Source organism: Paenibacillus wulumuqiensis (assembly GCF_000971965.1).
In the GTDB taxonomy this organism is placed as follows: Bacteria; Bacillota; Bacilli; order Paenibacillales; family Paenibacillaceae; genus Saccharibacillus; species Saccharibacillus wulumuqiensis.
In genome coordinates this window covers 38,084-50,848 of record NZ_LAQP01000016.1, presented here as the reverse complement: position 1 = coordinate 50,848, position 12,765 = coordinate 38,084, and the positions used below count along the sequence as shown (strand labels likewise).

The 12,765-nt window shown below is 47.7% G+C and carries 14 protein-coding genes; 8 read left to right on the top strand and 6 right to left on the bottom strand.

Annotated features, from left to right (window positions below; genetic code table 11):
- Positions 1-122: 122 nt before the first annotated feature.
- The gene (locus WH45_RS18620) at positions 123-2,666 is read right to left on the bottom strand and encodes a sensor domain-containing diguanylate cyclase (protein WP_046215929.1); all 2,544 of its coding nucleotides are present in this window, start codon (positions 2,664-2,666) and stop codon (positions 123-125) included.
- Positions 2,667-2,701: 35 nt separating this feature from the next.
- Positions 2,702-3,289, bottom strand: a complete 588-nt coding sequence (locus tag WH45_RS18615) for a biliverdin-producing heme oxygenase (protein ID WP_046215928.1) — start codon at positions 3,287-3,289, stop codon at positions 2,702-2,704.
- Positions 3,290-4,046: 757 nt separating this feature from the next.
- Between WH45_RS18615 and WH45_RS18610 the strand changes: the two genes are divergently transcribed.
- Positions 4,047-4,616 (top strand): hypothetical protein, encoded by a 570-nt coding sequence (locus tag WH45_RS18610; RefSeq protein ID WP_046215927.1) that lies wholly within the window; start codon positions 4,047-4,049, stop codon positions 4,614-4,616.
- Positions 4,617-4,733: 117 nt separating this feature from the next.
- Here WH45_RS18610 and WH45_RS18605 read toward each other — a convergent pair whose 3' ends face one another.
- Entirely contained in the window at positions 4,734-5,123 is a 390-nt protein-coding gene (locus WH45_RS18605; protein WP_046215926.1) for a hypothetical protein, read from the bottom strand.
- A 25-nt stretch (positions 5,124-5,148) separates the two neighbouring features.
- Positions 5,149-5,355, bottom strand: coding sequence for a hypothetical protein (locus tag WH45_RS18600; RefSeq protein ID WP_046215925.1), 207 nt, complete (start codon positions 5,353-5,355; stop codon positions 5,149-5,151).
- A gap of 723 nt (positions 5,356-6,078) precedes the next feature.
- Between WH45_RS18600 and WH45_RS23795 the strand changes: the two genes are divergently transcribed.
- The 4 genes from WH45_RS23795 (at position 6,079) to WH45_RS18590 (ending at position 8,712) form a co-directional block, all read left to right on the top strand.
- A complete protein-coding gene (locus WH45_RS23795) occupies positions 6,079-6,255 on the top strand; it encodes a hypothetical protein (protein WP_200897752.1) in 177 nt (58 codons plus the stop codon).
- A gap of 406 nt (positions 6,256-6,661) precedes the next feature.
- Entirely contained in the window at positions 6,662-6,808 is a 147-nt protein-coding gene (locus tag WH45_RS23790) for a hypothetical protein (protein WP_200897751.1), read from the top strand.
- A gap of 181 nt (positions 6,809-6,989) precedes the next feature.
- Positions 6,990-8,297 carry a helix-turn-helix domain-containing protein gene (locus tag WH45_RS18595; RefSeq protein WP_052723852.1) on the top strand — a complete coding sequence of 436 codons (1,308 nt, stop codon included), beginning with the start codon at positions 6,990-6,992 and terminating at the stop codon, positions 8,295-8,297.
- Between the two features lie 58 nt (positions 8,298-8,355).
- Entirely contained in the window at positions 8,356-8,712 is a 357-nt protein-coding gene (locus tag WH45_RS18590) for a DUF1878 family protein (protein ID WP_046215924.1), read from the top strand.
- 229 nt (positions 8,713-8,941) lie between these two features.
- Here the strand turns inward: WH45_RS18590 and WH45_RS18585 are convergent, their stop codons facing one another.
- Entirely contained in the window at positions 8,942-10,312 is a 1,371-nt protein-coding gene (locus WH45_RS18585) for an MFS transporter (RefSeq protein ID WP_046215923.1), read from the bottom strand.
- 211 nt (positions 10,313-10,523) lie between these two features.
- Here WH45_RS18585 and WH45_RS23675 point away from each other — a divergent pair, with 211 nt between their 5' ends.
- Both WH45_RS23675 and WH45_RS18580 read left to right on the top strand, forming a co-directional pair.
- Complete coding sequence (locus WH45_RS23675; protein WP_162198454.1) at positions 10,524-10,661, top strand: hypothetical protein; 138 nt, start codon at positions 10,524-10,526, stop codon at positions 10,659-10,661.
- Positions 10,658-11,083 (top strand): stalk domain-containing protein, encoded by a 426-nt coding sequence (locus WH45_RS18580; RefSeq protein WP_052723851.1) that lies wholly within the window; start codon positions 10,658-10,660, stop codon positions 11,081-11,083. Before WH45_RS23675 ends, WH45_RS18580 begins: the two co-directional genes overlap by 4 nt.
- Positions 11,084-11,247: 164 nt before the next feature.
- On the opposite strand, the gene WH45_RS18575 is transcribed toward WH45_RS18580, so the two are convergent.
- Positions 11,248-11,715: a DUF6843 domain-containing protein gene (locus tag WH45_RS18575; protein ID WP_046215922.1), complete on the bottom strand. Its 468-nt coding sequence runs from the start codon at positions 11,713-11,715 to the stop codon at positions 11,248-11,250.
- A 137-nt stretch (positions 11,716-11,852) separates the two neighbouring features.
- On the opposite strand from WH45_RS18575, the gene WH45_RS18570 reads away from it, so the two are divergent.
- Positions 11,853-12,629 carry a hypothetical protein gene (locus WH45_RS18570; protein WP_046215921.1) on the top strand — a complete coding sequence of 259 codons (777 nt, stop codon included), beginning with the start codon at positions 11,853-11,855 and terminating at the stop codon, positions 12,627-12,629.
- Positions 12,630-12,765: the final 136 nt, after the last annotated feature.

Below are 12,765 nucleotides of genomic sequence, written 5' to 3'. Positions count from 1 at the left end.
CTAGCTGCTTTTCGCTGTACACAACCATTTAAAAACAAAAACACCCTCTGCTCACAAACGAACAGAGGGTGCATATTTAGCTCCCAGCACAATAGCTGCCAAGCGCAAGTACCACGTACAATCTAAAGGAACGCCACCTGACTTTTGCCTAGATTTTTCGCCTGCATGAGGGCCTCTTCAGCACGCAGGATCAGATCGGTCGGGTGCATCAGCGGGTCAGGATTCAGGACGATACCGCCTACGCTGACAGTGATGTATTCGCCCGAGTTGGACATGTCGGTCGGGATTTGCAGAGCGAGTACATTGTTGCGAATTTCGTCGGCGAGCTCGTGGACTTTTTCCTCCGCATTGCCCTGAATCTTCATCATAAAGGTACCACCGCTGAAGCGGGCGATGTCGGCGCCGTATTTGGCACTGACGACATTCAGTACATCGCCGACCCATTGGACGCAGAGATCGCCGCCGTTGAGGCCATGGATCGCATTGTACTCGCGCAGATCATCAATGTCGATCAGCAGCAGGGACACCTGGTGTTTCTGCTGAATAGCGGTATACCAGTCATCCAGCATTTTCTTTTCAAAGGAAACACGGTTCGGCATATCGGTCAGCGGATCGGTCGCCATGTAGCTCTGCAGCTGGTCCGTCATGACCGTATAGGCTTCGGTAAGCCCGGATTCCTGCTGGGCTTTACGCGCGATGATCATGACCGACGGCTTGCCGCTATAGCTGATCGAGGCGAGCGTCAATTCCAGCTTGATCGATTCGCCCTCGGCATTCTGGAAGCAGGAATTGTTGGAGATCATATGGATCAGATTCTGCTCCAGCTGGTCGAGGTAGCTGATCATATCGGATTTGAAATTATTCTGAACAAACTGCAGGAAGTCCCGGCCGACCAGTTCGCTGGAGTGCTCTACGCCGAGCAGCTCGGCCGCCTGACTATTGGAATAGATAATATGCCGATTCGTCAGGGTAAAGAAAGCGACCGGTGACATTTCCATCAGCTGCATATATCGCTGCTCATTGCGCCGCAGGGTACGAGCATCCTGCAATGCCTGATCTTCGATCTGGCGTAGCTGGTTCTCGGTCTGCTGATGCACGATAGATTTGAGTTCTGGCAGGATGTTCAGTTCCTTGCTCTGCCATGGCAGGGAAGTGGAATCTACAACCTGTCTCCATTTCTCAAAGGATTTGCGTGGTGACAGACGGACACCGTCGTCTTCTTGAATGACCGCTTTGGCTGGATCTCCCGCCCAATCGACGACCTGTACCACTTCCGGGCGGAACCAGATAATGTAGTTCTGCTGTCCCGGCGAGATGGCCAGATAGAGGGCGCCGGATGCTTTATCCTTGTACGCCCGGGCCGATTCGTATTCGAGACTCAGCCGGGAGGTGGCATAGGTATAGTCCCGGGACCGGCTGCCCAGCCACCCAGCCAATTCGCGTATCTGGCCGGGATTGGGCGTATTCCCATAGAGCAGCAGCTTGTCCTGGTAGCTGACGGCCGCACCGGATGCACTCATCAGGCCGAGCAGTGTGTCTTCCTCATCCTGCAGCTGCTCGGCGACCCGTACCGCACTGGTCGCACCCGTGAAAATGCTGGAGACACGCAGCGCCTGTTTGCGCAGCAGCAGTTCGCCTTCATAGCTGTCCAGCTGCTGACGCTGGTAGAGCTCGCTGGAGAAGAACGAACCGAGGAAGTTGCACAGATTGCGCAGACGATGGGAAATGTATTTTGGTGAATAATGGTGGCAGGTGATCAACCCCCATAACTGGTTGTCATGGATCAGGGAAATGGTCAGTGTCGCACCAACGCCCATATTGTGCAGATATTCAATATGCAGCGGTGATACGCTGCGCAGTACGGACAGGCTGAGATTCAGCGGTTTGCCGGTCAGCGGCTGAACCGCAGGCAGCACATCCACCGGCTCGTAGTTCACATCGACAATGACCCGCAGCCAGTTGCGCAAATAGAGCGCACGTGCCTGCTTGGGAATATCGGATGCCGGATAATGATGGCCGAGAAAAGGCTCCAGCTCATCGGATTTGGCTTCCGCGATGACTTTACCATTCCACTGGGGATCGAATTCATAGATCATAACCCGGTCATAACCGAGCATATCCTGGATCTGTTTGGCAGCGGCCTGACTTGCCTCGGCGCGGCTGCTGGTCTGCTTGACCAGATTGAAGAAACTTCGAATCCATTCGAATTCATTGAAGACGCGGTCGTCTTCCTTGGAGGAAATCTCCAGCTCCAGGATAATCAGTCCTTCACTCTCATGCAGAACCACAAAGAAATCCACGATCTCATCACGAACTTCAAGCGCAACCTCGGTATACTGCAGATCGGATGTCGCTTCGGCGGTCAGATCGCCGCTGAGCAGGGTGAACAGCTGCTCTTCCCCGATAATCGCTTCCAGCGGCTGACCGAGCAGTTCATCCACCGATCTTCCCAGCAGTTCATCGGAATTGGCGCTGCATTGTACAATCTGGTGTTCGCTGTCTTTGGTTACGGCGAGCAGTACCCCGTGGGGCTGAATGCGTCCGGGGATATGGATCGGTTCTCTGTCACAGTTGGTCAGATCGATCGGTTCCTGGGTAACGTAGTTGCCGTCCGTTAGCAGGGAACGGTTCAGCGGCTGATTTTCTTTTTTATTGATATCAGACATAATGGACAGGCCTCCGTTCTGGTGATGTAGTCAAATTACGCGCCCAGCCATTGATCCAGCAGACGGAAAGTCTCTCTGGCCGAATGAACAATCTCAAGGCTCTCTTCTTCGGATGCACTATTATCCAGTATCATCTGGCGGAAGGCCAGCCATTGCTCACGGGTGTCCTGGCCATATCCGTTAAAATACGAAATACCTGCGCCGGGCTCAACCGGCAGGAACTTCATCAGCTGTTTGGTAATAATCTGTCCGCCCAGCGTGGAGCCCTCAATGACATAAAAGCAGCCGATCATGCGCGCCGGTGTGGAGAGATCCGGCAGCTGTGTGCACATAGGCAGCTGTTCCAGCTGCTCATGGGTAACGCCCAGATGCAGCAGATCCTGTTCCAGCAGAACGGATTTGCCACGGATGGTCATGTCAAAACCAAGCTGCTGCGGCAGTCCGGTCTGTACAGCCTGCTGTTCCAGCGGCTTCAAGAATCCATAAAATAATTTCAAATAGGACACATATTCAGGCAGTGTCATACTTTTGTCCATCATGGACTTGGCATAGGCGTTATTCTCGATCTGCTGATGAGCTTCCGCCGTATCCTGCCGCAATCGTTCCAATACATTTGTAGTCATATTCATCGCACCTTATCTGAATTAAAATAGTTTGCATACTGTATAACAAAAAAAATCCATGTTACCACCAATACCTCGGCACAGTCCGTAACATCGGGTGTGTGAGGCCAGAGCCGGGGACGAATGTGAGGATACAGAGCAGACTGTATCTTCTCGATGTGTCATCAGGCCGGAGAGCGGTTTACCATGGATTTCGATTTGAAGCGGGTAAAAGACAGACAGGCGCAGATTAAGTCATTCACTTCAGTACTTGCTAATAACTTAATGGGTTAGCCAGCAGCTCACTTGGAGTCCTAAATGGCAAAGAACATCCTGGATGCAGCATAAAGGCATAAATTGTTCCTGACTATTTTACCATGACACATTAGACAAGAATAGTTACTAATTTAAATATAGTCTGTACAAGTAAATAGCGTTCTGCTATCGTCTGGCATGAGGCATCACCTTACTCTTCTGTTATCCTGATTCTGTCGTATAATAGAGGAACAGCCAGCAGCATAAAAGTGGGTACGGGATAGACAGAATTAACCATAAACATGACTTGTGAATAACTTGCTGCCAGAGTAAAGGGCTATATCAACCGTCATAATGGCATAGTTTATCCATTGTTTACTGAAGTATAAATGCTCCATATAGATGTATTCAATTCCAGTCTCATTCGGGTAATATATAAGTGAATCGCTGCAGGATAAAAGGTCATTGAATGAACAGGTAACATCGACTGCCACCATAGTTCAATCATGAGGAGGAATTACATATGAAAGCGTTTAAATTCGCAATACTGCCTGTTACTCTTACCCTGCTTTTATCCGGTTGTTCGGGTACAGGAACAGACCAGCCTCTATCCGGTGATACTCCCGCCAGCACAGCAGCAAGTATTTCTGGTAATGAGGGAACAGGGGGAGGGGCTGCCAATACAGTCAGCATTCAGACGATGGAAGCGGCCCAGGCAGTGGAAGAAAGCTCAGGGGTGCATTATGACGAGAATGCTCGTATGGCGCTCAAAGATACGATTAATCTGACCTTTAACCTGATCAGTGCGATGAATAAAAATGATGCGATCTACATAACTTCTGTCGCTGCGCCGGATGTAAAGGTAGACCCCGAGCAGCGTAGTGTCACGGTAGACGAATACGAACGTCCTTTCCTCAAAGGCATCAGTCTGGATAATCTGCAGTACCGCTATTATTTCCCACGGGACCCGCAGCATATCGAGCTGGCCTTTACCGTAGTCAGTCACAATGAGACTCCATCGTATGAATTGGTATTCAATTATGTCAAAGGAGAAAATGGGCATTGGCTGTATCACGGTCATTTGACCCGCTGATATCAGTCCACATCGCTAAAATTAGCCTACATTGTAAGTCAGAACATAAATAAAACCAAAAGCGCTGTCCGTATAACAACAGGATCAGCGCTTTTGGTATGAATTGCCCAAGCAGCATTATGCACGAGTGGTATCGGCTTTCTTTTTCACCCAGCGCATCATATAGAGGTACCCCGCCATCAGGCCGACCACAACAATGATAATCCAGATATACTGCAGCACGACAGACATCTCCATCGCAGCGATCCAGCGCAGACCATATATGATCAGCGATGTCGCGACAGCGACCATGACCACGAATCCGATTAATCCGGCTGTCTTTTCCTGAGTGGAAGAGAATTGCAGATAACTGCGAATTTCTTTACGTTTGTGTACAGCGGTCAGCAGCACGTATACCAGGATGAGTCCCAGATTTGAGCCTACATTTAGCACAATAAAATTAAGCAGCATCAGCAGCACGAGAAATCCGGTCAGTTTCATATAATGACGATCCAGCCATTGCAGCATAGTATCCACCTCATTTTCTATAAATTTAGACGACATCCTTATGTTCAATATTACCGATTGCCATATATGCAAATCCCACACCAATCGCAGCAAAAATGACAGATACAATAGCAAATCCCCAGTTTGTGTTCCAATACATAGGCGGCGCGGCTGATCTCGGAAGTGACCCGTTCGATATATTCCGCCTGCTGATTGCGAGATCTTCTTTGATTACAAGTAAACGTTGATTCATGAGAACCTCCTGAATAGTGGTTATAAGGAATAGACGGAATAAAAGTCTGTAACCTAGCCGTAAAGCCGCCATATGTCATAGCTGCAAGAAATTATATGCTGTACTTTGATGTGCCGCGAGTCTTTCTTTACATTTGCCGCTGACCTACTGCTACTATATTAGACCAAAATAATGGAGGAAGGAACATTAGCGCCATCAACAGACATCCAGCAGTGAAGCCGCTGGTACATAAGGTCTACAACTTTTGCGGTGCTCCATCAACAGAATATTGTCGAATCCGGTACGAACTAAGCAGGAGAATAGAGCTGGACAGAAAATAGTCTCGAGAAATTCGCAGAGGAACATCCAGAATCCCGGGTTCTATCCAAAAGCATCTGCCGTATCCCCTGCGGTTGTCCCATTCCTGCATTTCTATTCTGTATACATCCTCATCGTGCATCCTGCTGAATAACAGACAGGGATATGTAAGCACATACAGAGACATATGTTGCGATTTCTCCATATCCGTAGCTATTGGTTTACAGGTATAGTAGCGTAGTACCTGTATTTTCCAAATAAACCTAACAGATGAAGGTGGTACACCGAAAATCAACAGCCGCGATAGCAGCGGACTAAACGGCACAACCAGCAGCGGCGCAGCCGAAGGCGCCAACGGCTACAAATTCGAATGTGTGAAATAACATGCTCCACAATGTTTTGGCAATGGAAAGGAAAGTGAACTCCATGGGATTAACGATGCTCATGTACAGTCTGGCATTTCTCGTCGTCGGCGTCATTGTGCTCGCCTTTTATACGACCGTCCAGACGTACAAAGTCCGCAATCGCGAACTGGAACTGCAGCGATTGGAACTCCAGCTGGGCCACCAGCCTGATCAGCCGGCAGCCGGCTCGCATTCCTAATTGGATACACGGTAAATGAACTGGATACACTCCAATCGGATATAACTGCAAGTGGAAATTCCCTAACAGCAACCTGTCCATGCCGATTCGGCTGGGCAGGTTTTTGTGTAGAGCATATATTGGCTGTAACGCACATATTGGTATGGGGACAGGCTCCATAGCCAGGCTGCACAGCGCGTATTGGTATGAATTTCCGGAGCCATGCTGTACGGCACGCATTGTTATGAGCTCCACAGCCATGCTGCAAAGCACGTATTGGTATAAGCTCCAAATCAGGCGGCAAAGCTGTCTATTCGCGGCCGCAGCTGCACAACGAAGCTGGCTGGAAGCTTATTGGTAATTCGTAGTGAAATATAGTAGGGTAAAGGGAGGAACTATACATTACTGGCCAAAGGATGTGATGACCGTGAGTATAGACACGCTGTATTACGTACTGGCCCTGCTCGTTGTCGGAGTGGTCGTGCTGGCCTTTTACAATACCATCCAGAGCTTCCGGATCAAGAAGCGTGAGCTGGATATCCGGGAAATGAAGCTGCGGCAGCGAATGAAATAGCATGAATCGTATGGACATTATAGACTCCTGACATATGTTGGGGGTCTATTTGAATAGCAGTTGTAACCAAAATGAGGTTTTATCGGACTGCTGCACAGTCATATAATGAAGAGAGTCGCGCATGACATGCCGAAGACGAATAACAGGGGACAGCCCGCATGGACGATCAGGAGGAATTGAAGTGAATCACAGAGAGACGATCCAACATCATATTCAGCAGTTCCTCACCGATCACCAGATCAACCTGGGCGAGCTGTCCACAGCGACGGGAATCAACCGCGGCTCACTGAGCGCAGCCATCAACGGCAATCCACCCAAGATGCTGTCTGTACATATGCTTGATGCGATTACGAATTATATGGGACTGCCGGAAGGTTATTATTATCCGTTATATATAGAAGAATCTTTTCAGGAAGGTGGCCACTGGCGCCGAATCAAGGCACTGCTGATCCGGTGTGCGGAGATTGGACGGCTGGATTATATTGAGAAGATTTTGCAGTATGTAGCAGACGATCTCAAGCAGATTCCGCTCATTTTCGAGACGGCAGAGGAGCTGTACCAGCATGAACAGAAGGAAGCTGCTGTGCTGCTGTATGAATGTGTCATCGAATGCGAACGTTCCAACCAGTCGGAGCGGCTGGCGCTCAGCTACTACAGGCTGCTCCAGATGCACCGTTCCAATCCGGGGAAAAATGTGGAGGCAGCGATGCAGTTTCTGCCGCATCGGAATAAGCTGCCCGATCATTTATTGCTGGATGGACTGATTCTTCTCTGTCATTTTTTTGGGGCAAGGGAAGATATGGAGTCATTTATCAAATACGTGGATGAACTGCTTGAGTTAACCCACAGGATCTATGAGAGTAAAAGCTGGCAGCAGGAAGGATTCGCTACAGATCGTCATTTTGTATACTACTATGGTCAGGCTTACCTGCTCAAATCGCATTATTACGAATTCAAGGAAGATTATGATGAATTCCGCCTGTATACGCAGGGTTACGAAGACCTGAGCTGGTTTGAAGATTTGGATGCAGCAGGGGAAAAAGAAGTAGAACATTTCAAATTTATCGCCAAAGCGAATTTCCTGTCCCTGGAAGTGAGACTCGGTAATCGTGGATTTATCCCGGAGTACGTAGAGCTGCTCAAAGAGAATGAAGACGAGATACTGGATGGATTAATTACACTGGTGACCTCAGCTAATGCCCATCACTATCTGATCGATGAATATCTGGCAGAATTCGATCAATATCTGGAACCTTCCACCGAACACTCCTTCCAGATCGGAACGTACAAAGAAGAATTCAAAGTGCTGAGATACTATACCCTTAACCGGGAATATGCCCATTATTGTTTCCGCAAAAAGGAATATCGCAAAGGGCTGGATTGCCTGATGCAGTGCTTTCACAGTGCCCTGCGCCTGGATAACAAAGAAGGCATCCAGGAATCGATGAAGCTGCTGGAAAAGTACCGCCAGGAAGCCATGGATCAATAAGCCATCTGCTGCTTTGGTAAATACTCGTTTAAATTTCTGGAAAAGGAGATAGATCAAAATGGAAGATCTGCAAAGTAAAGTGGATCGTCTGGAGTTCTACGTCGGTCTATTAAGAAATATTGCCCAGAACCCGGATGAATTCTCTCTGTTGGATTGGGTCATTGCTGAGAAGTTGAACGAGAACCAGTATGATCAATTGATGGAAGTCTTGAAGAAAGCGAATCATTCCCTAATGAAGCAAAAAGAAACCGGCAGTGGAGATATTCTAAGTTTACAGGAATTATCCACGCACATAGCAGAAGTTCTGGCAATCGAGAATGCTCAATTAAATGAGAAAAAGGTAGAGCATGTTATCCGAAATGCTGCCAAGCTTCCGGGATTCCACCTGTTCCATCATTATGTGGAGCAGCTCTAATAGGAGGTGCTGGAAGTATCAATATCCATCATTTCCGTATAAGTAAAGAAAGACGATCTACCTTGAGTGAGCATGATATTATCTCCTCAACGTAGACCGTCTTTTTTATTTACCATCCTATAAAGTGAACAAACGATACTCACCATATCTCCTGTTAAATCATACCTCATAACAAGCGTACATCAACCAATGAATACAGCAGACAAATTGCAATGAGTAAATTAGCTTCCTAACCCACTTCGTTCCCCGCCAGCTTGCCACTATGGGCAGCCCGCGTCGTCCGCACCCTGTCAAAGCTCCCATACTTCTCCTGCACCAGCAGAAACGCTATGCCCCCGATCAGACACGGTACCGCAAAGAACATAAATGCATTTTGCGGCGCCATGTTCGTCGCCAGCAGCAGCCCGATCAGCACCGGTGCCAGAATCGCCCCAATTCGTCCGACGCCCACGCTCACCCCAACTCCCGTCGCGCGGATCTCTCTTGGATAATATTCGGAAATATAAGGGTTCACCAGATTTTGCGTACCGACCGTACATGCCCCGCCAAGCGCGATCAGCACATACAGCAGCGCCGTGCTTGACGTCATGCTCAGCAGGACAAAGCATACCGCCCCGGTCAGGAACAGCGAGACGAGTACTTTGCGGTGACCGACGCGCTCCACCAGATACCCGCCGAGCAGCGACCCACCAATCTGCCCGATCGCCAGCACCAAGCTGAACGACAGACTGGACGTGATGCCGTAACCCGACCCCTGCATAATTTTGGGCAGCCACGTATTCAGCCCGTAGATCATCAGCAGACAGCTGAACACCGCCATCCAAAAGGCAAATGTACTCACCGCCCGGTTCTGGACAAACAGCTTCTTCACCGGCATGCCCTGCGCACGCTGCTGCACGGCCGCATATTCAAAGTCATCACTCGCCAGATAATTACCCTGCGGATTCACCCTGTTCAGGATCGCCGCGACCGGTGCCCCCTGCTTGCGCACGATGTAGTACGACAGCGATTCCGGGAACTGCTTCCAGAACAGCGGCAGGGCGAACAGCGGAATGATGCCGAGCCAGTACAGGAACCGCCAGCCCAGATTCTCCATCAGATACATCCCGACCAGCGAAGCCGCGATGCTGCCGATCGAGTAGCCGCAGTACATGACTGCCACCGTCAGCGCCCGGTTCTTTTTGGGCGAATATTCCGTCATCAGGGAAATGACCGCCGGCATCAGCCCGCCCATCCCGATCCCCGCGATAAACCGCATAATCGTAAACACCGCCGCATTCGGCGCCAGCCCCGCGAGCAGCGAGAAGACGCTGAACAGCAGCATACAGATCGCGAGCACCTTTTTCCGCCCGATCACATCCGACAGGGCACTCAGGACAAAAGCCCCCAGCATCATACCGACGAGCGTATAACTCCCGATCGCCCCCGCTTCCACCGGCGACAGCCCGTAATCCTCCATCATGAGCGGCAGCCCAATCCCATATGTAGCAATATCAAACCCGTCAAACCCGATCGCAAAAAAGCACCACAGGAAGACGAGCAAATGAAATTTGTTAAATCGGCTATCTGCGATAACCTGATGCGGCTGAACCGTACGCATAATGCTCCCCCTCCGATATCTCTATTGTGCATGTATCATAGCATGGCGGGAGTGGGAGGGTGTAACTGTTAATGCTGATAATGGGTTATAGGAAAAGGCTATGTCAGCTCGGTCGCCACTTTATATGGGGACTGACTGCATCCCTTGGAGCTCAATCAGCGTTATAGATATAGAAATAATATACCAAAAATGTAATATCAGGGAGGTAATTATGAACAAAGCCGCAAAAGTACTGACCAGCATCCTATTAGCGATTGGTATCCTGTCCGTATCCTGGAATCATCCAGCCACTGCTGCAAGTCCGATCCATTTGTCCAAAAAGCCAAATCCGTCTACGCAGGTCCGTTGACCCGTTCCAGTCTTCTCATTACCGGCCCTTCTGCCAAGGAAAAGGTATACAGCACAATCTACATTTCGGTCAAAGACATTTCCAAAGGACATGCCGACCAGATTACCTGGGATAGCAAGCGCAAGGTCGCTATAGTGAAAAAGGACGATTCCGAGATGATTCTGAACTTTTCCGATCAATCCATCTCTTCCGGCGATCATCAGATCGTTCTACCGGAATCCTGGGTAAAGATGCAGAATGGCTCGGCTTCTATCAATGCACTCGTATTTTCGTATGTCTTTGATCGATATGGCGAGAGTTACCACGATCTTCAGAGAGAACAGTGGAAGGAGAAGCTGGACTTTCTGGATATTCAGTATGTAGATCCTTTTCCCGGTGGTAAGGATGGTATTATGCATGTGAATTTGACGTATAACCAGTAGAATTAACAAAAGAGCAGCCCTTTAAGCGGGTCTGCTCTTCTAGGCTTACTATAAGGATAGCTGGATATATTCAGAAAGTATAATGGTCTCACCATAGAAAATTCCTAGACACGAGTATAACTTCAATCATACCAGTCGTAGAAAAGAGAGCATATCATTCAATATTATAGATGATCTTCCAGCGAAGGAGCCGGAGTCTGCTTATACACTTCCTCTGTACCTACAAAAAATTCCTCGGCTACGGTTTCAGAGTCTTGTTCAGTACCGTCTGTTCCACTGCTGCGGACGCTCTTGCCGTGTATCAATTTCTGCGTATCGATTGGCGTTCGTTCTCCCTGCGCATCTACCCAGTAGTACTGATCCTCTGCGATCCCTTCGGATACTTCTGGTGTTGAAGTCCGAAGAACACCGTATGATCCGATAGAGAAGGTAGCTTTGGTGAGACTGGTATCGATCGGTGGATAGCTCTGCTGGTTGTAAATGATCTGTACCCAGCCGCGGTAGTTCTCCGGGATCAGGTAGACGCTGGCACGGCGTGAGTTGGTGAAAATCATGGTTAGAATGATGATTGTGATGAGGGATAGAGCAGCGAGCAGGATGAAGCCGGTTCGTTGTCTGGTGGAGTCTCGCATAAGATGACCTGCTTTCCAGATAATATTAGTGTGTTTACCAGTACCTAATCTAACGTAGCTAAATGATACAAAATATATTTAATTTTGGAATTAAAAGTAATGATTTAAAATTAATTACATTTAAAGGAGGTTTATCAATGAAGTTTATAACTAGTATAGTATTAGGATTGGCAAGTAGCGCGTTTGCAAGTCCATCTATTGTAGTTGCATCCGCTGAAAATAATTATGCAGCTACATATCATGCTCTTTCTCCAACTCAGAATACAAAGAAAATATTGGATTCTGTTCAAGTGAAGAAGAATGAAGATGGTGATTATCATCTTAGGGTAGAAGATACAAAGATAGCTGGACAGATAGAATCATATGAAGTAAAAGTAGATTACGAAAAGCTTACTTATGAAGTGGTAGAAATTCCTACATTGATTGAAAATATATCAGAAACCGCTAAACAGTATAATTCGGTTATAAATTCGACTTATAATAATCAAGAAGGAATAACAGCAAATGCTTTAAAAACATATTCTTGTTACGTTAAAGCGACTACATATAATCCAGTCAATATACAACTTAACTATACAAGATTAGGTTGGGCTTGGGGTAAAGATTCATCTTTAAGTTATCCATCTACCTTTAGATGGAGATTGTTAGACTGGTGGGATGCTCAGCCATCCAGTGCAGGTACGAATTGGTATTACGTAAGATCTCAATACAATAATGATCCAGTTGGTTCAGGGCAGTCTGCTCAGGCAACACATGTTAATCATGATTTTGTTGGAGGATTAGCTGGTACTACGTATGCAACGCATTATATAAGTATTACTCCTAAACCGAATGGTCAATATGGTTATTATGTTGATCTGTCTACAAGTGGTACAGCTGGACACTTACTTCATATTAAGATTGATGCAACCTGATAAATAATTAAACAGTAGTGGGTTAAGAAAATAACCCACTACTATTTTTTTTGTTCTGTATTAGCAGATATAAAATAATTAAACTAAGAGGTATAAACAAATTCCAGATACTAAAAAAGCTGACTACGCCTAAATA